General features: G+C 67.1%; 17 protein-coding genes. 9 read left to right on the top strand and 8 right to left on the bottom strand.

The genetic code is table 11. The features are described from left to right. The first annotated feature begins 228 nt into the window (after nucleotides 1-228). Both ispG and E8L99_RS03155 read left to right on the top strand, forming a co-directional pair. Nucleotides 229-1,488, top strand: a complete 1,260-nt coding sequence (gene ispG, locus E8L99_RS03160; RefSeq protein ID WP_137098186.1) for a flavodoxin-dependent (E)-4-hydroxy-3-methylbut-2-enyl-diphosphate synthase — start codon at nucleotides 229-231, stop codon at nucleotides 1,486-1,488. After that, nucleotides 1,485-2,348, top strand: coding sequence for an SDR family NAD(P)-dependent oxidoreductase (locus tag E8L99_RS03155; protein ID WP_137098185.1), 864 nt, complete (start codon nucleotides 1,485-1,487; stop codon nucleotides 2,346-2,348). Before ispG ends, E8L99_RS03155 begins: the two co-directional genes overlap by 4 nt. A 215-nt stretch (nucleotides 2,349-2,563) precedes the next feature. Here the strand turns inward: E8L99_RS03155 and trxA are convergent, their stop codons facing one another. Then, on the bottom strand, nucleotides 2,564-3,478 hold the full coding sequence (trxA, locus tag E8L99_RS03150; RefSeq protein ID WP_252511346.1) for a thioredoxin: 915 nt from the start codon (nucleotides 3,476-3,478) through the stop codon (nucleotides 2,564-2,566). 316 nt (nucleotides 3,479-3,794) lie between these two features. Here trxA and E8L99_RS03145 point away from each other — a divergent pair, with 316 nt between their 5' ends. The 3 genes from E8L99_RS03145 to E8L99_RS03135 are packed head-to-tail and all read left to right on the top strand — an operon-like array spanning nucleotide 3,795 to nucleotide 6,394. Continuing rightward, on the top strand, nucleotides 3,795-4,961 hold the full coding sequence (locus E8L99_RS03145; protein WP_137098184.1) for a CaiB/BaiF CoA transferase family protein: 1,167 nt from the start codon (nucleotides 3,795-3,797) through the stop codon (nucleotides 4,959-4,961). Beyond that, the gene (locus tag E8L99_RS03140) at nucleotides 4,958-5,722 is read left to right on the top strand and encodes an enoyl-CoA hydratase-related protein (RefSeq protein WP_137098183.1); all 765 of its coding nucleotides are present in this window, start codon (nucleotides 4,958-4,960) and stop codon (nucleotides 5,720-5,722) included. Before E8L99_RS03145 ends, E8L99_RS03140 begins: the two co-directional genes overlap by 4 nt. 9 nt (nucleotides 5,723-5,731) lie before the next feature. Then, nucleotides 5,732-6,394 carry an RraA family protein gene (locus E8L99_RS03135; RefSeq protein WP_137098182.1) on the top strand — a complete coding sequence of 221 codons (663 nt, stop codon included), beginning with the start codon at nucleotides 5,732-5,734 and terminating at the stop codon, nucleotides 6,392-6,394. 6 nt (nucleotides 6,395-6,400) lie between these two features. On the opposite strand, the gene E8L99_RS03130 is transcribed toward E8L99_RS03135, so the two are convergent. Further along, nucleotides 6,401-7,231, bottom strand: coding sequence for a C40 family peptidase (locus E8L99_RS03130; protein WP_137098181.1), 831 nt, complete (start codon nucleotides 7,229-7,231; stop codon nucleotides 6,401-6,403). A gap of 163 nt (nucleotides 7,232-7,394) precedes the next feature. On the opposite strand from E8L99_RS03130, the gene E8L99_RS03125 reads away from it, so the two are divergent. After that, a complete protein-coding gene (locus tag E8L99_RS03125; RefSeq protein ID WP_168201539.1) occupies nucleotides 7,395-8,756 on the top strand; it encodes a flavin monoamine oxidase family protein in 1,362 nt (453 codons plus the stop codon). A gap of 74 nt (nucleotides 8,757-8,830) precedes the next feature. After that, nucleotides 8,831-9,658, top strand: a complete 828-nt coding sequence (locus E8L99_RS03120) for a tetratricopeptide repeat protein (RefSeq protein ID WP_252511244.1) — start codon at nucleotides 8,831-8,833, stop codon at nucleotides 9,656-9,658. A gap of 245 nt (nucleotides 9,659-9,903) precedes the next feature. Here E8L99_RS03120 and E8L99_RS03115 read toward each other — a convergent pair whose 3' ends face one another. Beyond that, the gene (locus tag E8L99_RS03115) at nucleotides 9,904-11,517 is read right to left on the bottom strand and encodes a phosphoenolpyruvate carboxykinase (protein ID WP_137098178.1); all 1,614 of its coding nucleotides are present in this window, start codon (nucleotides 11,515-11,517) and stop codon (nucleotides 9,904-9,906) included. A 230-nt stretch (nucleotides 11,518-11,747) separates the two neighbouring features. Between E8L99_RS03115 and E8L99_RS03110 the strand changes: the two genes are divergently transcribed. Then, complete coding sequence (locus E8L99_RS03110; RefSeq protein ID WP_137098177.1) at nucleotides 11,748-12,788, top strand: lysine-2,3-aminomutase-like protein; 1,041 nt, start codon at nucleotides 11,748-11,750, stop codon at nucleotides 12,786-12,788. Here E8L99_RS03110 and sfsA read toward each other — a convergent pair whose 3' ends face one another. Both sfsA and denD read right to left on the bottom strand, forming a co-directional pair. Beyond that, nucleotides 12,789-13,502 carry a DNA/RNA nuclease SfsA gene (sfsA, locus tag E8L99_RS03105; protein WP_137098176.1) on the bottom strand — a complete coding sequence of 238 codons (714 nt, stop codon included), beginning with the start codon at nucleotides 13,500-13,502 and terminating at the stop codon, nucleotides 12,789-12,791. A gap of 19 nt (nucleotides 13,503-13,521) precedes the next feature. After that, nucleotides 13,522-14,508, bottom strand: coding sequence for a D-erythronate dehydrogenase (denD, locus tag E8L99_RS03100; protein ID WP_137098175.1), 987 nt, complete (start codon nucleotides 14,506-14,508; stop codon nucleotides 13,522-13,524). Between the two features lie 229 nt (nucleotides 14,509-14,737). Between denD and E8L99_RS03095 the strand changes: the two genes are divergently transcribed. Continuing rightward, a complete protein-coding gene (locus E8L99_RS03095) occupies nucleotides 14,738-16,375 on the top strand; it encodes a GMC family oxidoreductase (RefSeq protein WP_137098174.1) in 1,638 nt (545 codons plus the stop codon). Here E8L99_RS03095 and E8L99_RS03090 read toward each other — a convergent pair. The 3 genes from E8L99_RS03090 to E8L99_RS03080 form a co-directional block, all read right to left on the bottom strand. Next, nucleotides 16,372-17,364: a Gfo/Idh/MocA family protein gene (locus E8L99_RS03090; RefSeq protein WP_137098173.1), complete on the bottom strand. Its 993-nt coding sequence runs from the start codon at nucleotides 17,362-17,364 to the stop codon at nucleotides 16,372-16,374. The genes E8L99_RS03095 and E8L99_RS03090 overlap by 4 nt on opposite strands. A 2-nt stretch (nucleotides 17,365-17,366) precedes the next feature. Continuing rightward, nucleotides 17,367-18,533, bottom strand: a complete 1,167-nt coding sequence (locus tag E8L99_RS03085; RefSeq protein WP_137098172.1) for a M20 aminoacylase family protein — start codon at nucleotides 18,531-18,533, stop codon at nucleotides 17,367-17,369. 111 nt (nucleotides 18,534-18,644) lie between these two features. Continuing rightward, nucleotides 18,645-19,811, bottom strand: coding sequence for a M20 aminoacylase family protein (locus tag E8L99_RS03080; RefSeq protein ID WP_137098171.1), 1,167 nt, complete (start codon nucleotides 19,809-19,811; stop codon nucleotides 18,645-18,647). Between the last annotated feature and the right edge of the window lie 195 nt (nucleotides 19,812-20,006).

Here is a 20,006-nt window from a genome sequence, read left to right as displayed (position 1 = left end):
CCCTCATGTTTTCATTGGGATCAAGGACAACAAGACAGAGTGAATGTTCCGTTAAGTTCGTGTTGAGGCGGGCAGATGCCGGTACCATAGGTTGCATTTTGTGAGGTCATCGAGGTGTTGCATCGCGCCGTCACACGTGATGGCTCCAATGGCGACGCCTGGCAGCACAAGCTGGCGTCGGCCTTCCCGGCGGTTTATGTGCAGGGTCAGCGAGACGGAGACCGCTCCATGATCGAAGCTTTTGGCGTCAAGCCGCGCCACCCCACTGTCGGTGTCGATGTCGGTTCCGTCCGGGTCGGCGGCGGTGCCCCCATCGTCGTCCAGTCGATGACCAACACCGATACCGCCGATATCGAGGCGACGGTCCGCCAGGTGGCGGCGCTGGCCCGCGCCGGCTCGGAACTGGTGCGGATCACGGTGGATCGCGACGAGAGCGCGGCGGCCGTGCCCCATATCCGCGACCGGCTGGTCCGGATGGGCGTCAATGTGCCGATCGTCGGCGATTTCCACTATATCGGTCACACGCTGCTGACCGATCACCCGGCCTGCGCCGAGGCGCTCGACAAATACCGGATCAATCCCGGCAATGTCGGCTTCAAGGCCAAGAAGGACCGCCAGTTCTCGATGATTGTCGAAAAGGCGATCCAGCACGGCAAGGCTGTCAGGATCGGTGCGAACTGGGGTTCGCTCGACCAGGAGCTGCTCACCCATCTGATGGACGAGAACGCGAAGAGTGCCGCGCCGCTCGATGCCCGCGCCGTGATGCATGAGGCCATGGTGCAGTCGTGCCTGCTCTCCGCCGAGCGTGCCGTCGAGATCGGCCTGCCGAAGAACCGCATCATCCTGTCGGCCAAGGTCTCGGCGGTTCAGGACCTGATCTCGGTCTATTCGATCCTCGCCAGCCGCTCCGACTATGCGCTGCATCTGGGGCTGACCGAGGCCGGCATGGGCTCGAAGGGCATCGTCGCTTCGTCGGCAGCTCTCGGCGTGGTGCTGCAGGCCGGCATTGGCGACACAATCCGCGTCTCGCTGACGCCGGAGCCGAACGGCGACCGGACGCTGGAGGTCAAGGTCGCGCAGGAGATCCTGCAGACCATGGGCATCCGCACCTTCGTGCCGCTGGTTGCCGCCTGCCCCGGCTGCGGGCGCACGACCTCGACGCTGTTCCAGGAGCTTGCCCAGGACATCCAGGGCTTCATCCACACCTCGATGCCCGAGTGGAAGACGCGCTATCCCGGCGTGGAAGCGCTGAACGTCGCGGTGATGGGCTGCATCGTCAACGGCCCCGGTGAATCGAAACATGCCGATATCGGCATTTCGCTGCCCGGCACCGGCGAGAACCCGGCCGCTCCCGTCTTCGTCGACGGGCAGAAGGTCGCGACGCTCCGCGGTCCGACGGTTGCCGCCGACTTCAAGGCCATGGTCATCGACTATATCGACAAGCGCTACGGCATTGGCGGTCCCGGCCGGTCCGAGGCCGCGGAATGAGCGCGCCGACCTGCCTGATCACCGGTGTTTCCACCGGCATTGGCGAGGCGATTGCCGCCGATCTGGTGAAGCGCGGTTGGCGCGTGTTCGGAACGGTCCGGCGCATGGACGATGCCGAGCGGCTGGACAATGACCTCGGCCAGTTGTTCACGCCGCTGATTGCCGATGTCACCGACCCTGGCAGTCTGTCGGACGCGGCGGCGAAGGTGGCGACAGCACTGGATGGTCGCACGCTTGACGGCCTTGTCTGCAATGCCGGGATTTCGCTGCCCGGCCCGCTGCTCAACCAGCCGCTCGACGAGCTCGACCGGCAACTCCGGGTCAATGTGCTGGGCGTCGTGGCGACCGTGCAGGCCTTCGGGCCACTGGTCGGCGCCGAGCCCGGCTTTGCCGGCAAGCCCGGCCGTATCGTCATGATGTCGTCGGTGTCGGGCCGGCTCGCCTGGCCCTTTGTCGGCGGCTATGCCGCGTCGAAACATGCGCTGGAAGCGGTGAGCCATGCGCTCCGCCGCGAGCTGATGCCGTTCGGCGTCGACGTGGTGATCGTCGGGCCGGGGCCGGTGGCAACGCCGATCTGGGAGAAGTCGTCGGCGGCCATCGACCGCGAACGCTACAAGGCGACCATCTACGGGCCGATCATCGAGGGCTTCGAGAAGGAAGTTCTGGCGCGGGCCAAGGATGCGCTGCCGGCGCAGGCGATCGCCGCTATCGTGTTCGAGGCGCTGAGCGCAGCCAAGCCCAAGGTGCGCTATGCGGTGACGGCGTCACCGCTGACCAACTGGCTCTTGCCGCTGATCCTGCCGCATCGCTGGCTGGACCGGATCGCGGCGAAGCGGCTGGGGCTGACGCAGAAGCCCTGAGCTGGGCACCCTACCCGGGGCGACCTTCAGTCGCCGACCCTCCCCCTCCAGGGGAGGGTGAAGGGGCCCGACCTCGCCGGTTGAATGCGAGCCCACTGCTTTCATTTTTCTATCGGCAGGCGGCCGCAGGGTGCACCCCCCCTGGAGGGGGAGGGTCGATCGAGCGTCAGCGAGATCGGGGTGGGGTGACGAGCACAGGCCGCTCGCCCCGCCTCTTACCGGAACAGAAGCGACGACAGCTTGCGGCGGCCGGCGAGGGTCGCCTCGTCCATCGGTCCCCAGGCCTCGAAGAACTGGACCAGCTGCTTGCGCGCGCCGTCGTCGTTCCAGGTGCGGTCGCGCTTGAAGATGTCGAGCAGGTGGTCGGCGGCCTCGTCGCGACGTCCGGCGCCGTTCAGCGCCACCGCGAGGTCGAAGCGCGCCTGATGGTCGGCGGGGTTCGCCACCAGCTTGTGCTCCAGCTCATGGATGGGGCCCAGATCGGCGGCCTGTTCGGCCAGCTCAAGGGCGGCTTTCGCCGCGACCACGGCCTTGTCATTCTCCTTGCCGGCCGGAACCTGCTCGAGGATCGCCTTGGCCTGTTCCAGTTCGCCGGTCTCGATGGCGCAGCGGGCAAGGCCGGCCAGCGCATGGAGATTGTCCGGCTCGACGCCGAGAACCTGCGCATAGATGCCAGCGGCACCCGGCGCATCTCCCTCGACCAGCGCCGCGTCAGCGGCGGCCAGCGCTTCGGTCATGTCAGGGCCTGCCTTGCCGCCCGCGAGCTTCTCGATGAAGGCGGTGACCTGGCTCTCGGGCAGCGCGCCCATGAAGCCGTCAATGCCCTGGCCCTTGTCGAAGGCGACGATGGCGGGGATCGACTGGATGCCCAGCTGACCGGCGACTTCCGGATATTTGTCGATATCCATCTTCACCAGCTTCACCTTGCCCTTGAAGGCCTTCACGACCTTCTCGAGCACGGGGGTGAGCTGCTTGCAGGGGCCGCACCAGGTCGCCCAGAAATCGACCAGCACGGGCTGGTTCTTCGATTCCTCGATGACGTCCTTCACGAAGTCGCGGGTCGTGGTGTCCTTGATCAGGCCCTCGACCTCAGCGCCGGCTGCCGCAGGCTCGGGGGCGGGCGCCGCCATGGGCTGGGCAGGTGCGCCGAAGCCGCTCATGCCGCTGCCGAGGCCAGAGCCCATGCCGCCGCCATAGCCGCCCGCGAATGAAGCCCCGATTTTCGCTCCGCCATTGCCGCTCATCGATCATTCTCCCAGGCGTGCCGCTCGACGGGCCCGCGCTTGCGCGTTGTTCGAGGCATAGATGGACGCTCAGGCCAAAATTGCAACGTGAAATCGGTCCGGCGGGGTCCACGGCGCGGCGCATCGGCCGGATGACGGAAGGCGATTGCCTTGACAGGAATGCTAGCGTTCCAACCATGGGACAGGAGCCGCACAAGACGGCATGGGGGGGAAGATCGTGACAGGCAAGGGGCCGCTCGCCGGCGTGAGGATCGTGGAACTGGCCGGCATCGGGCCAGGACCATTCTGCGGCATGATGCTGGCCGATCTCGGCGCCGAGCTGATCCGCGTCGACCGGGCGGGCAACACACCCTGGGGCGCGGGGGATTCGCTCGGACGTGGCCGCAAGTCGATCGCGGTCGATCTCAAGAAACCGGGCGCCGCCGATCTCGTCCTCAGGCTGGTCGCCGGCGCGGATGCGCTGATCGAGGGCTATCGTCCAGGCGTCGCCGAGCGGCTGGGCCTTGGGCCGGACGCCTGCCTCGCCGTCAATCCGAAGCTCGTCTATGGCCGCATGACCGGCTGGGGCCAGGAGGGGCCGCTCGCCTCGGCGCCCGGCCACGACATCAATTATCTCGCGCTGTCCGGCATGCTCTGGCCGATCGGCCCGGCCGACCGTCCGCCACCGGCGCCGCTCAATCTGGTCGGTGATTTCGGCGGCGGCGGCATGATGCTGGCGCTGGGCATCGTCGCGGCGATCCTCAGCGCCCGGACAACCGGCAAGGGCCAGGTTGTCGATGCCGCCATGGTCGATGGCGCGGCCGTGCTCGGCACTATGATCTTCGGCATGATCGGGGCTGGGCGCTGGAAGGTCGAGCGTGAGGCCAACATGCTGGACGGGGCGACGCCGTTCTATGGGGTCTACGAGACGTCCGACGGCAAATATGTCTCTATCGGGTCGCTGGAGCCGCAGTTCTATGCGGCGCTGCTGTCGTCGCTGAACCTCACCGATCCGCGCTTCACCAAGCAATGGGACAAGGCGATGTGGCCGGATCTCAGGGCCGCGCTGACCGCGACGTTCCGCTCCAAGACACGCGATGAATGGTCGGCCCTGCTCGAGGGCGGCGATGTCTGCTTCGCGCCGGTGCTCGATCCGATCGAGGCGACGCAGCATCGGCACAATGTGGCGCGCGGCACGTTCCAGCCGAGCGACCAGGGCGTGGTGCCGAAGCCGGCGCCGCGCTTCTCCGGCACACCAACGGCGATCCCACCCATGGCAGGCGTGCCCGGCAGCGAGACGGGCGCGATCCTGCGCGCGGCAGGGTTCACCGACACCGAGATCGCCGCAGCCCTGGAAGCCGGCATCGTGGCAGGAAGGACCGAGCGATGAACGAGGCTGCGACCTATGCGATCGAGGACGGCATCGCCACCCTGACGCTCAACCGGCCCGAGCGGCTGAATGCCTTCAACAACGATCTGGTCAGCGCGGCGCTTGCGGCGCTGGAGCGCGCCGCGGCGGACCCGGCGGTCAAGGCGCTGATCATCACCGGCGAGGGCCGCGGCTTCTGCGCCGGTGCGGATCTGGCGGGGATCGTGCCGAGCGCGGAGGGGATCAATGCCGCCATGCGCGATCTCTACAATCCGCTGATCCTGGCCATCGACCGGTTCCCCAAGCCGACCGTCTCGGCGATCAACGGGGTTGCCGCCGGCGCGGGCGTCGGCCTTGCACTGGCGACCGACATCCAGGTGGCCGCGCGTTCGGCCTCCTTCGTGCTGACCTTCGGGCCGCAGCTCGGCCTCGTTCCCGATCTCGGCGTCACCTGGTTCCTGCCACGCGCCATCGGACGGGCGCGCTCAAGGGCGCTGGCCCTGCTCGGCGACAAGCTGCCAGCGGATAAGGCCTGCGAATGGGGCCTCATCTGGCAGGTGGTGGACGATGCCGAGTGCCTGGCGACAGCCCGCATGATCGCCGGCCGGTTGGCGAAAGGGTCGGCCGAGACCTTCTTCGAGATCCGCCGCCTTCTTGATGCCGCAGAGACCCGCGAGCTTGACGCCCAGCTCGACGACGAGCGCGAGACCCAGATCGGTCTCATCACCCGGCCGGCCTTTGCCGCCGGTGTCGCCAATTTCCTGGGCAAACGGACGAGCTGAGAGTTCCCCATGACCGATACGCTGACCGCCCTTCTCGAACAGGCCCGCCCGCTGATCGCTGCCGCGCCCGTATCCGACGCCCTGGACCAGCACGGCTTCCACCATCAGATCCTGCCGCCGAACATCCGTCCGGCCGATGATTCCACGGTCCTGTTCGGCCCAGCCCGTACCGGCTCCTACGAGCCGATCAACAGCTTCGTAGCCAATATCTACGATCTGGAGATTGCGCTGGTCGACGATCTCAAGGCCGGCGAGGTCTGCGTGCTGGGCACCAGCGGCAATCTGGCAATCGGCCCCTGGGGCGAGCTCCTGTCGACCCGCGCGCGCTATCTTGGCGCTGCCGGTTTCCTGTCGGATGGCGCCGCCCGCGACGTGGTGGCCGTGCGCGCCATGGGCTTTCCCATGTTCACGGGTGCGCTCTCGCCGGCCGACACGCAGCACCGCGGCATGATGACCAGGAAGGACGTGACGATCCGCATCGGCGAGACCGATATCGCGCCGGGCGACATCATCGTCGGCGATGTCGATGGTGTGGTGGTGGTGCCACGCAGCGCCGCTGCCGCGGTGCTGGCGACCGCGCTTGGCAAGATCACCGGCGAACGGCACATGCGCGCCGATATCGAGGGCGGCATGACGCTGGCCGATGCCTTCAGGAAGCACGGATTGCTGTGAGAGCGCTCAGGCGACGTCGCTGAGCGGCGGCGCTTCCGCATAACCGGTCGAGGTTTCCATCTCGCTCGGCAGGTCGCCCCAGTTCAGCTTCTTGTACTTGAAACCGCGCTGGATGGTCGGCTTCACCACGGCAAAATAGGGCGAGATGTCGAAATCGCGCGGGGCGTAGAGCGAATGGTGGCGGATGTGCAGCACTTCGCGGCGAGCGGCCCTGCCGCGCACGCGCTGTTCGCCCTCCTTCGCAACATGCTCGATCTTCGGCAGGATCGGGTAACGCACCGATTCGAAGGCCTGGGCGATCAGCGTCGAGCAGATGGCGCGGGTCGGATCGCCGGAGCCGAAGGCGATCATCCGCCTGCGCCAGCGCACCGGTACGGGCAGGGGCACCAGGAAGCGGAGCATGTCGAGGATGTTCTTCACATCGTAGTCGAGCCCGATGCGCGCGGTGACGAAGCTGACAACCTGGCTCTGGTCCTCGTTCGTCAGTCCCACAGGACGGCAGATGCGGGTATGAAAGTCGCGATATTTGGACAGCGGCGCGGAAATCACGCCCTCGCCGAGATAGGCCTCGATCAGCACATGCGGTTCGCCGTCGGGTTCGCAGCGTCCCTCGATCGGCCCGACATACATGGCCGCATGCGACCAGGTGGACTGGGTGAGATATTTGATCACCGCGGAAATGCGGGTGTCGCCTTCGACCAGCAGGATGTCGGCCGGGCGCAGCGCCTGGCGCAGCGCACAGGGGTCACTCGGCGTCGTCGGCTGGTAGCCCGGCGTGCGCTTGTCGAGGAATCCGGCGAGGCGCTGTCCCAGTGCCTCGAGCAATCTCTCTCCCATGATGTCCCTCCCCAGGGACTGTCGTTCTTGGACGCTGAGTGTGGGTCGCTATCCGTTGCCAAGCGGTTCACGAAAGATGCCCGTGGCGCAACGCCGGTGAAATGAGCCCGTGATATGGACCCGTTATGAGCAGGATTCGCGAAGCACGATGAACGGAAGCTTGATGACCCGCCGCGGCCTCATCGCCGGAACAGCCACGATCCTGTCGGCGCCCGCGCTCGGCCAGGGGACGCGACCGCCGGTCGTTGATGTGGACGTGGTGGTGATCGGCGCTGGAGCCGCCGGGATTGCCGCGGCGCGGCGGCTGAAGGCCGCCGGGCGCACGGTCGTGGTGGTGGAGGCCAAGGACCGCATCGGCGGCCGCGCCCATACCGATGTGGTCACTTTCGGCGTGCCGATGGATCTCGGCGCCCACTGGATCCATGCCCCCGCCGACAACCCCGTCGTGCCGCTGGCCAAGGCGGCGGGCTTCGACCTCTATGACGATCCCGAACGGCCGCGCCTGCTGATCAAGGGCCGAGGTCCGCGGGAGGGCGAGCGCGAGAGCTTTGCAGGTGCGCTCCGGCGCAGCCAGCGGGCCATTCTTGATGCCGGCGAGGCTGGGCGCGAGGTGCCGCTGTCAGAGGTGATGCCGTCCGACCTCGCCGACTGGCGACCGACCATCGAGTTCCTGCGGGGAGCCTGGGATTCCGGCAAGGAGACCTCGGAAATCTCCTGCGTCGATTTCTACAATGCGCTGGAGACGCGCGACCAGTTCTGCCGCCAGGGTTATGGCGCAGTGATCGAGAAACTCGGCGAGGGCCTTCCTGTGCGCCTGTCGACAGCGGTGACCCGCGTCGACTGGTCCGGTCGGGGCGTGACAGTGGAAACGCCGTCGGGGAAGATCCAGGCGCGGGTGGCCATCGTCACCGTGTCGACGGCTGTGCTGGCCTCCAACGTGATCCGCTTCGCGCCCGCGATCCCGAAGCGCCAGCTCGATGCGATCCAGGCCCTGGGTTGCGGCGCCTATGAGCACCTGATCGTGCATCTTGCCGACAATCCGATGGATGCGAAGCCCGATGAGCCCTTCGTGGTCAAGGCCGACACATCGGCGACCGCCAAGCCGCTCGCCCGCATCGGCGGCTCGGACTGGTGGTATCTCGACATTGGCGGCAAGTTCGCCCGTGATCTCGCCAATGCGGGACCGACCGCGATGAAGGCCTTTGCTGCCGAATTCGTCGGCAATGAACTGGGGCCACGCGCCCGCCGCGCTCTCGGCGAGATCCATGTCACGTCATGGACCACCGATCCGTTCATTCGCGGTTCCTGGTCGGTGGCGGGGCCGGGTGCGACGGGGCAGCGCCTCAGGCTCGCCGAGCCGGTGGGACAACGGCTGCTGTTCGCCGGTGAGGCGACAGACGATGGCCTGTGGGGCACGGTGGGCGGCGCCTGGGCGTCCGGCGAGCGGGCAGCGGATGCCGCCGTGCGGATCGTCGCGCCTCAGCCTGCCGGCAACCGCCAGACCAATCCGCCGAACCGGCGCTGAAGGGGTCTCAACGGATCGTTAAGGTTAACGGACTATGACCATTGGATCGGGGCTAGCCTGATCCGAGGTTCATGATGTCGCGTTCCCTTTCCCGTCTGACCTGCCTTGCCGTGGCGCTTGCCACAGGCCTCGGCGCAGCCGGGTGCACGCTCACCGGCCGCTCCGGCGGCGATGTCACCGGTTCGATCAGCCAGCCCATCACACAGGCGCAGGCCCGCAGCGAGATCGACCAACTGGCCGCGCGCTACCGCTCCTCGCCGACCGACATGGCCAATGCGGTGCGCTATGGCCGCGCGCTGCGCGCGACCGGCCAGTCGGCCCAGGCTGTCGCAGTGCTCGAGCGGGTCGCCATCGGCACACAGCGTTCGCCCGTCGTGCTCGGCGAATATGGCCGGGCGCTGGCTGATGTCGGTCGCTATGATCAGGCGCTGCAGGTCCTGTCCGGCGCCCACCGTCCCGACCAGCCGGATTGGCGCATCGTCAATGTCCAGGGTTCGATCTACGACCAGATGGGCCGTCACGACGAGGCGCAGAAGGCCTATGAGGACGCGCTGAGAATGTCGCCGGGACAGCCGACCGTACTGGCCAATCTCGGTCTTTCCTATGCGCTGTCACGCAAGCTGCCGCAAGCCGAGCAGGTGCTGCGTCAGGCAGCCGCCCATCCGCAAGCCGATGCCCGCATGCGTCAGAATCTGGCGCTTGTGGTAGGTTTGCAGGGGCGCTTCCAGGAGGCGGAAGAGATCGCCCGCCGCGATCTGCCGCCCGCCGAGGCCGAGCAGAACGTCGCCGCGATGCGCGCCATGATCAGCCAGCCGAACACCTGGCGCCAGATGGGCCAGGGGCAGCGCCGTCCTGCCGCGCAGCAGACCCAGCAGACACCTCCCGCCGCGCCTCGGGGTTGAAGGCGGCCGCCTTTACCTCGCCCCGCCTGCGGGGAGAGGTCGACCGAGGCGGAGCCTCGGGCGGATGAGGAGCTTCATCCCTTCCGCCAATGCGCTGTCCATTCTGCCCGGCGGGACCAGCCCCTCACCCTTGCCCCCTCCCCGTGAACGGGGAGAGGGTTTGGCGGTGCCCCACGGCGCCAGATACGACAATGCCCGGCGCGAGGCCGGGCATTGTGAAGAAAGAACGGGACTAAGCCTGGCGCTTATTCAGCGGCCAGGCGCACGGCCGGTGCGGCAGCCTTCACGTCCGAATCCACATAGGGCTCGAACTTGGTGAAGTTCTCCTGGAACATCTCGACGAGCTTGCGAGCCGTGGTGTCGAACTCGGCTTTGTCGCGCCAGGTTTTGCTCGGATAGAGCATGTGCGGCGGCACGCCGGGCACCGAGGTCGGCACCGCAAAGCCGAAATAGGGGTCGCGGCGGAAGTCGGCCCGGTTCAGCGAACCATCCAGCGCCGAGCGCAGCAGCAGGCGGGTGATCGAGATCGGCATGCGGCGGCCGACGCCGTGCTTGCCGCCGGTCCAGCCGGTGTTCACCAGCCAGCAATCGACATGGTGCTTGGCGATCAGTTCGCGCAGCAGGTTGCCGTATTCGGACGGGTGGCGCGGCATGAACGGCGCGCCAAAGCAGGTCGAGAATGTCGGCTGCGGCTCGGTGACGCCCTTCTCGGTGCCGGCGACCTTGGCCGTGAATCCCGAGAGGAAGTGGTACATGGCTTCCGCGGGCGTCAGCTTGGCGATCGGCGGCATGACGCCGAAGGCATCGGCCGTCAGCATCACGATGTTCTTCGGATGGCCGGCGCGGCCGGTCTCGGAGGCATTCGGGATGAAGTGCAGCGGGTAGGCGATGCGGGTGTTCTCGGTCTTCGAGCCGTCGTCGAAATCCGGCACGCGGGTGACGGGATCGATGACCACGTTCTCCATCACCGAGCCGAAGCGCTCGGAGGTCGCGTAAATCTCGGGCTCCGCCTCGCGCGACAGCTTGATCGCCTTGGCGTAGCAGCCGCCCTCGAAGTTGAACACGCCGTCCTTGCCCCAGCCATGCTCGTCGTCGCCGATGAGGGTGCGGGTGGCGTCGGCCGAGAGCGTCGTCTTGCCGGTGCCGGACAGGCCGAAGAACACCGCCACTTCGCCGTTCGACGACACGTTGGCCGAGCAATGCATCGGCATGACGTGCTGCGGCGGCAGCAGGAAGTTCAGCATGGTGAAGACCGACTTCTTCATCTCGCCGGCATAGGAGGTGCCGCCGATCAGCACGATCTTGCGGGTGAAGTCACAGGCGATCACCGTCTCGGTGCGAACGCCATATTTCTTCGGGTCTGCCTTGAACGACGGCAGATCGACGATCGTCATGTCCGGCACGAAGGAGGCAAGGTCGCTCGCATCCGGGCGGATCAGCAGGTTGCGGATGAACAGGTTGTGCCAGGCATATTCGGTGAAGACGCGGGTCTTGATCCGTGTCGCCGGGTCAGCGCCGCCGTGGAGATCCTGCACGAAGAGCTCGCGACCCTTGGCGTGCTCCAGCATGTCGGCCATGAGCAGCTCGAAGGCCGCGGGCTCGATGGCGCCATTGTTGTCCCACCACACCGTGTCCTTGGTGGTGGCGTCGCGGACGACGAACTTGTCCTTCGGCGAACGGCCGGTGTGCTGGCCGGTCTCGGCAACGACGCAGCCGCCGGCCGAGAGCTTGGCCTCGCCGCGGGCAATCGCCTCTTCGACGAGCTTCGGCTCGAGATAGTTCCAGTGGACCGCCTTCAGGCCGGAAAATCCGAAGGCCTCGGCCCCATGCGCTTTGTTCCAGGTGCCCGTCTGCTGCATGGAGAATATCCCCTCGTCTTCCGTGGCCGGCAATCGCGTGTGGCCCGCGCTTCGCCGCATCAGCGCGTGGACAGCGCCCGTGCGACGGCGAACCCCGTAATGGAAAGCCCCCCAAGCGGCAAGTGCGACCCTTGGCCGAGGGACCCTTTCCAAGACAATCTTATGAACCAGGGTGAATCCCCGTGGTTCCAGCCTTGCTCTCGGACGCCGACCGGGGCACAGACCTGCCCATGACAACCTCCGACCGCACCCTGCGTTCGCCGGATGACCTCATTGCGGCGGGACTGCTCGCGCCCGACCGGCTGGTCGAGGCGCAAGAGGTTGCCCGCCGCTACGCGGTCGCGGTGACGCCGGTGATCGCCGCGTTGATCGAACGCACCGATCCGGCCGATCCGATCCAAGCACAATTCGTGCCTGACGCAAGGGAACTGGAATCCCGGCCGGAGGAGCGCGCCGATCCGATCGGCGACAAGGCCTTCATGCCGGTGAAGGGGCTGGTGCACCGCTATCCCGACCGGGTGCTGCTGAAGGTGGTGCATGTCTGCCCGGTCTATTGCCGCTTCTGCTTCCGCCGCGAGATGGTGGGGCCCGATGGCGACGGCAGCCTGAGCGGGCCGGAGATCGCCGAAGCTCTGGCCTATGTGGCGGCGCGGCCGGAGATCTTCGAGGTGATCCTGACCGGTGGCGATCCCTTCATGCTGTCGGCGAGGCGCGTACGCGACCTGACGCAGGCGATCGCGGCGATCGGCCATGTGAAGGTGATCCGCTGGCACACGCGGGTGCCGGTGGTGGATCCGGGACGGGTCACGCCCGAGTTTGCTCGCGCGCTGCGGGCTCCCGCCGGCAAGGCCGTCTATGTCGCCGTGCATGCCAACCATGCGCGCGAGTTCTCCGCCGACGCCACTGTCGCGCTGGCGAGGCTCGCCGATGCCGGGATCGCGCTGGTCAGCCAGTCGGTGCTGCTGAAGGGGATCAACGACGATGCCGGAACGCTCGCCGATCTGATGCGGGCCTTTCTCGCCAACCGGGTGAAGCCCTACTATCTCCACCATGCGGATCTCGCGCCCGGCACCAGCCATTTCCGCACGACGATTGCCGAGGGCCAGGCGCTGATGCGGGCGCTCCGGGGCCGGCTGTCGGGGCTGGCGCAGCCGACCTATGTGCTCGACATCCCTGGCGGCGAGGGCAAGGTGCCGGTTGGGCCCGCCTATGCGGGCGAGGGCGAGGTCAGCGACTATCGCGGCGGCACCCACCGCTATCCGCCGGACTGATCATTCCATAATCGGCACGGCCCGCTCGACCACGATCTCTTCCGGCGTCAGGCGGCAGCGATAGGCGAGCATCTCGACGCCTCGGGTGCGGGCCCGGTCAAAAGCGCGGCCATAGGCAGGGTCGATGTCGCGGGCGAGGCAGAAGCGCTCGGCACCGCCATACTGGATGAGGAACACCATGACGGCGCGGGCGCCTGCCTCCACCTGGTCTCCAAGCTCTTCCAGATGCTTCGCGCCGCGCGTGGTGACCGAATCCGGGAATTCGGCGAGCTGCGGCTGGCGCATCAGGTGGACGTTCTTCACCTCGACATAGCAGGGCGGCCGGTCTGCAGCGGACAGCACCATGTCGACGCGGCTCGCCCGGCCATAGGCCACCTCGCGGGCCAGAGAGAGATATCCGTCCAGTTCTACGATGGTTCCGGCGCCGATCGCCTCGGCCACCAGCGCATTGGGGTGGGCCGTGTTGATGCCGACCGTCTCGAGGCCCTGCCCGAAATCGATCTCGGCGAGCTCCCAGCTGTGGCTGAGCTTGCGGCCGGGCTTGTCGGATTTCGACAACCAGACCCGCGCGCCAGGCACGTTCAGACCCGTCATCGCGCCGGGATTGGCGCAATGGGCGGTCAGCTCCTCGCCGGTGTCGAGCCGGACATCGGCGAGGAAGCGCTTGTAACGGCGGATCAGGCGGCCGGGGATGAGGGGGGTGGGGAAGCGCATCGCCCCTGGCCGCTTCGTGTTACGCCACCTTGCCGCCGAGCTCATCGTCGACATGGGCGCGGACGATCTCCTCGAAGCTCGTCTCGGCCGTGAAGCCGAGCTCGGCCGCACGCTTGGCGTTGAACCGCTGCGACCAGCCCGAGACGATGCGGATGATCAGCTCGTCCGGCTCGCGGCGGACCAGCTTCAGCGCCTTGTCGCCACCGATCTTGCGCAGTGCTTCCAGCTGTTCGCCGACAGTCGCCACCACGCCGGGCATCGAGAGGTTGCGGCGCCAGCCGAGCTGGGCGGTGTCCATGGTCGCGGCATGGATGAGGAAGCCGACCGCCGAGCGCGGGCTTGCATGGGTGTGTACCACGTCGTCGCCGACCGGCAGCACGGCTTCCAGGCCCACCAGCGGTTCGCGGATGATGTTGGAGAAGAAGCCGGAGGCCGCCTTGTTGGGCTTGCCCGGACGCACGCAGATGGTCGGCAGACGGATGCCGACGCCGTCGAAGAAGCCTTTCCGCGAATAGTCGGTCAGCAGCAGCTCGCCGATGGATTTCTGGGTGCCATAGCTGGTCAGCGGCGTGTGGAAGAACTCGTCCTCGATGAATTCATGGAACGGTGCGCCATAGACGGCGATCGACGAGGTGAAGACGAGGCGCGGATGGTAGGGGGCCTTGGCGCCCTCCTGGCGGATCGCCTCGTAGATCTGGCGGGTGCCGTCGAGGTTGATCCGGTAGCCCTTGTCGAAATCGACCTCGGCCTCGCCCGAGACGATGGCGGCGAGGTGGAAGATCACGTCGGGACGGCCGGCGACCATCGGGCCGGCGGTGCAGGGCGCCGAAATATCCACCGCCCACGTGGTCAGCTTGCCGGTGAAGCCCTTGGGCGCATCGGGTTTGACCACGTCGCAGAGCGACAGGGCATCGACCGGCTTGCCGCCGAGATGGCCGTCCTTGACCAGCTTCTCGGTGAGCTTGCGGCCAACCATTCCGGCGGCCCCGATGATCAGAATGTGCATGGGCGTATCCTCTGCTTTTCAAACGATTTGAATGGCAGGCTAGCGCGGTCCGCGACGGCAGGGAATGGGGGGCGAAGAGGGAGCGGGTTGCAAGGACGGATGGACATGCAGGAACGGCCCGTGTCCCTGCCCCACGCCTTCCGTCGCAATTGACCTTCCGGCCCCGGCGCGCGATGGATCGGGCCAAGGGCCGCATCCGAGAGCCCGTGCGACGACAGGTTGAGGGATCATGGCGCGACAGCTCGGCGGCGAGTGGGACTATATCGTGTGCGGCGCGGGCACCGCCGGCTGCCTGCTGGCCAACCGTCTCTCGGCCAACCCAAGGAACCGCGTGCTGCTGCTGGAGGCGGGCACCAAGGACGACTGGATCTGGTTCCACATTCCGGTCGGCTATCTCTTCGCCATCGGCAATCCGCGCTCCGACTGGATGTTCAAGACCGAGCCGGAGGCGGGCCTCAACGGCCGTGCGCTCGCCTATCCGCGCGGCAAGGTGATGGGCGGCTCCTCGGCGATCAATGCGATGATCGTGATGCGCGGCCAGGCCGCCGATTATGACCATTGGCGCCAGCTGGGACTTGCCGGCTGGGGCTGGGACGATGTGCGTCCGCTGTTTCGCAAGCTGGAGGACCATTTCCTCGGCGACAGCGAGCATCACGGCAAGGGCGGCGAATGGCGGGTGGAAGCACCACGCGTGCGCTGGGACCTGCTCGACAAGGTGCGCCAGGCCGCCGGCGAGATGGGCATTCCGGCGATCGACGATTTCAACACCGGTGACAACGAGGGCGCCGCCTATTTCCACGTCAATCAGAAGAAGGGCCTGCGCTGGTCATCTGCGCGCGGCTTCCTCAAGTCGATCATCGACGAGCGCGACAATCTCGAGGTGCTCTCCGGTGTCACGGTCAACAAGCTGGTCGTCGAGGCCGGCCGTGTCACCGGCGTCCAGTTCGCCAATCACGGCGAACAGGTGATCGCGCGGGCTGCCGGCGAGGTCGTTCTGGCGGCTGGCTCGCTCGGCTCGGTCGCCATCATGGAGCGCTCCGGCATCGGCCGCGGCGAGGTGCTTGGCCAGCACGGCATTCCGGTGGTGCTCGACAAGCCGGGCGTCGGCGAGAACCTGCAGGACCATCTGCAGATTCGCTCGATCTACAAGGTCCATGGCGTCAAGACGCTGAACGAGACTTACCACAATCTGTTCAAGCGGGGCCTGATGGGCCTCGAATATGCGCTGAGGCGCACTGGCCCGCTGACCATGGCGCCGAGCCAGCTCGGCATCTTCACCAAGTCCGACCCGCACCAGGTGCGGGCCAATATCCAGTTCCATATCCAGCCGCTGTCGCTCGACCGGTTCGGCGAGCCGCTGCACCGCTATCCCGCGGTGACGGTGGCGCCCTGCAATCTCAGGCCCACCTCACGCGGGTCGATCCATATCCGCTCGGCCGAGCCGGACGACAAGCCGATCATCGCGCCGAACTATCTCTCCACCGACGAGGATCGCCAGGTGGCGGCGGATTCGCTCCGGGTCGCCCGCACCCTGATGCGCCAGCAGGCGCTTGCCGCCTATCGTCCGGAGGAGGTGCTGCCTGGTCCCGCGATTGGCGACGACGAGGCAAGCCTTGCCCGCGCCGCCGGCGATATCGGCACGACGATCTTCCATCCGGTCGGCACCGCCAGGATGGGGCTGCGCTCCGATCCGAACGCCGTAGTCGATGAGCGGCTGCGGGTCATCGGCATCGATGGCTTGAGGGTGGTCGATGCCTCGGTCATGCCGACCATCACGTCGGGCAATACCAACACGCCGACGCTGATGATCGCCGAGAACGGCGCGCGGATGATCCTGGAGGACGCGCGCGCCGCGGCGAAAGCCTAGGCCCGCGTTCCCGAGACGAGGATCGCCTCGACCATCGCCTGCACGTCGAGGGCCTCGGGAAGCGTCGCCAGATGATGCGGCTCGCCGCGGACCAGCTTCGCCACGCCTTCGAGCTGGCGCTTCAGCACGAGCGGCCGTGCCTGCGGGTTGGGCATGGCGTTCGGGTCCGGTTGCCAGGTGCCGTCGGGCATCCGGCGTTCGGCGATCGACCAGTCGCAGAGCCGGACCGCGCCATTGGCGCCTTCGAGCGTCCAGACATTGTGGTCGTCCTTGGCCGTTGTGCCGATACTGCCGGTGAGGGCGATGGGCACGCCCGCTGCCATCAGCCGGGCCTCGATCCGCCGTTCGGACTTACCCGGTTCGGGGAAGGAGGCGCTCGATTCCAGGTCGTGCAGGGGTCCCACAAGCCGGCGTGACAGGAACAGGAAATGCGAGACGACCTCGCGGGTGAACCCGCCCTGCGCCGGCGCATCAAGCCAGGCCGCAGCGTCCACCTGCCAGGAGCGCGGCCAGGTGGCGAAGGCAACCTCGATGCTGATGCTCTTCAACGGCCCGACCAGGCCATCCTCGATCCACTTTGCAAGCGTCGCGACGCCGAGTGAGGACGCGAAGGGGAAGTTGACCGCCCCGCGCTTGCCGGCTTCCGCGACGAAGGCGCGGGCATCGTCATAGTCGACGGCCAGCGGCTTCTCGCAGAACACGGTCTTGCCCGCCGCCAGAGCCGCCCGGGCATGGCCGAGATGGGAGGCCGGCGGCGAGGCGATGTAAACGCAGTCGCTCGCTGCGATCACCTCTGCCGCACTGGCAAGCAGCGGCACGCCGGGAGCGGTCGAGCCGATGCGGGCCAGCGCCGCCGGCGCCGGATCCCAGATGCCCGCTGCGCGGACAATGCCGCTCGCCGGCTCGAGGATCGCGCCGAGCATGCGCTCACCCATGATCCCCGCACCGATGATGCCGATGGCCGGGCGTGCGTCCTTTGCTGCTGCCATGGTCACGCCGGCATCGCGGTTTCGACGAGCTTGGCCCAGTAGCTGGTGCCGGCGGGGATCGCCTTGTCGTCGAAATTATAGGCCGGGTGGTGGCAGCTCGCGGTGTCGCCATTGCCGACGAAGATGTAGCAGCCGGGCCGGGCATTCAGCATGTAGGAGAAGTCCTCCGCGCCCATCAGCGGCGGCGTGTCGGTGTCCACCTTGTCGGCGCCGACGATCGCCTTGGCGACGCCGGCGGCGAACTCGGTCTGCTTCTCGTGGTTGAAGGTCACGGGATAACCGCGCAGATAGTCGCAGGTGCCGGTGCAGTTCATGGCGGCGGCGATGCCCTCCACCGTCTGCTTCATGCGGGCCTCGACGAGATCCTGCACTTCAGGCTTGAAGGTGCGCACCGTGCCGATCATGCGCAGCGTCTGCGGGATGACGTTGAAGGCTTCGCCCGCATGGATCGCGGTGATCGAGATGACCGCGCATTCCACCGGATCGACATTGCGCGAGACGATGGTCTGCAGCGCCTGGCCGATGGAGAAGGCGACCGGCACGGGATCGATCGCCAGGTGCGGCATGGCGCCGTGGCCGCCCTTGCCCTCGAGGTCGATGACGAAGCGGTCGGCGGCCGCCATGGCGGGGCCGGTGCGGACCGCGAACTGGCCGACCGGAATGCCCGGCATATTGTGCATGCCATAGACCTCCTGGATGCCCCAGCGCTCCATCAGACCGTCCTTGACCATGGCATCGCCACCGCCGCCGCCCTCTTCGGCCGGCTGGAAGATGATGATCGCGGTGCCGTCGAAATTACGGGTCTCGGCGAGATATTTGGCGGCGCCGAGCAGCATGGCGGTATGACCGTCATGGCCGCAGGCGTGCATCTTGCCGGGCACCTTGGAGGCATAGGCGAGGCCGGTCGCCTCCTCGATCGGCAGCGCGTCCATGTCGGCGCGCAGCCCGATCACCTTGCCCGAGCCTGACTTGCGGCCCTTGATCACCGCGACGACGCCGGTCTGGCCGATGCCGGTGGTGACTTCGTCGCAGCCGAATTCCTTCAGCTTCTCGGCGACGATGCCGGCGGTGCGGTGGACGTCGAACAGCAGTTCCGGATTCTCGTGGAAGTCACGGCGCCAGGCAGTGATCTCGTCGGCGAGGTCGGCAACGCGGTTGATGATAGGCATGGGAACTCCGGTATGGTTTTAGCCGGCCAAGCCGGCGTCGATCAGTCGTTTGGCGCCGCGACGCACGGTCGCGCGCCGGAGGGCATGTTGAAGGTTGGCGTGCAGCAAGTCCTACGCCGCCAGGCGGCTTTCGACGAGCTTCGCCCAATAGCTCATGCCGAGCGGGATGATCTCGTCGTTGAAGTCGTAAGCCGGGTGGTGGACGCTCGCCGTGTTGCCCTGGCCGATGAAGATGAAGGCGCCGGGGCGGGCCTGCAGCATATAGGAGAAGTCCTCGCCGCCCATGACCGGCACCGACTCGCGGTTGACGGCGGTGTCGCCGACCACCGACGCGGCCGCATCGGCGGCATAGGGCGTGTGGGCGGGATCGTTGACGGTGACAGCCACCACGCGCTCGTAGTGCACAGTCGCCTTGGCGCCGAACAGCGCCGCAGTCCCCTCGGCCACCGCCTTCAGCCGCTGCTCGACATAGTCGCGGACCTCGGCATCGAGGGTGCGCACCGTGCCGCGCAGCTCCGCGGTCTGCGGGATGACGTTGTTGGTGAAGCCGGCATTGAAGGCGCCGACCGTGACGACCGCGTTCTTCAAAGGGTCGATATTGCGCGAGACGATCGATTGGAGCGCCGTGACGATATGGGCGGTGACCAGGATCGTATCGACGGAGAGATGGGGCTTGGCGGCGTGGCCGCCCTTGCCTTCCACTTCGATGCGGAAATTGTCGACCGCCGCCAGAAGCGGGCCGGGGCGCAGCGCGAACTGGCCAACCGGCAGTCCCGGCGCATTGTGCATGCCATAGACCTCCTGGACGCCGAAGCGCTCCATCAGTCCGTCCTCGACCATGGCCTGGGCGCCGTTCTCGCCCTCTTCGGCCGGCTGGAAGATGATGATCGCCGTGCCATCGAAATTGCGGGTCTCGGCGAGATATTTGGCCGCACCCAGCAGCATGGCGGTGTGGCCGTCATGGCCGCAGGCGTGCATCTTGCCGGGCACCTTGGAGGCATGGGGCAGGCCGGTGATCTCGGTCAGCGGCAGAGCGTCCATGTCGGCGCGAAGCCCGATCACCTTGCCCGAATTGTTCGACTTGCCGCGGATGATGCCGACCACACCGGTGCGGCCGATGCCGGTGACGACCTCGTCGCAGCCGAACTCCTTCAGCTTCTCGGCGACGATGCCGGCGGTGCGGTGCACGTCGAACTGCAGCTCGGGATATTCGTGGAAGTCGCGGCGCCAGGCGGTGACTTCATCGTGCAGGGCGGAGATGCGGTTGACGATCGGCATGGGATGCTCCGGGACGGAATGTTCTGGCGGAAGGCGGATCATCGCCTTTCGCGGATGAAAGTCACCCCCGGCGACCGAAGCGAGGGAAGGGGGTCCAGACTTTGTTGCTCAGCCTTGCGGCCCCTGGATCATCTTCCCTCGCCCCCACGGGCTCGCCGGGGATGACGTGTGTGCGTGCGGCCCTGTTGTGCTGCG

This window comes from Phreatobacter aquaticus, assembly GCF_005160265.1.
GTDB classification, from domain to species: domain Bacteria; phylum Pseudomonadota; class Alphaproteobacteria; order Rhizobiales; family Phreatobacteraceae; genus Phreatobacter; species Phreatobacter aquaticus.
This window is presented reverse-complemented; position numbering and strand designations above follow the sequence as displayed.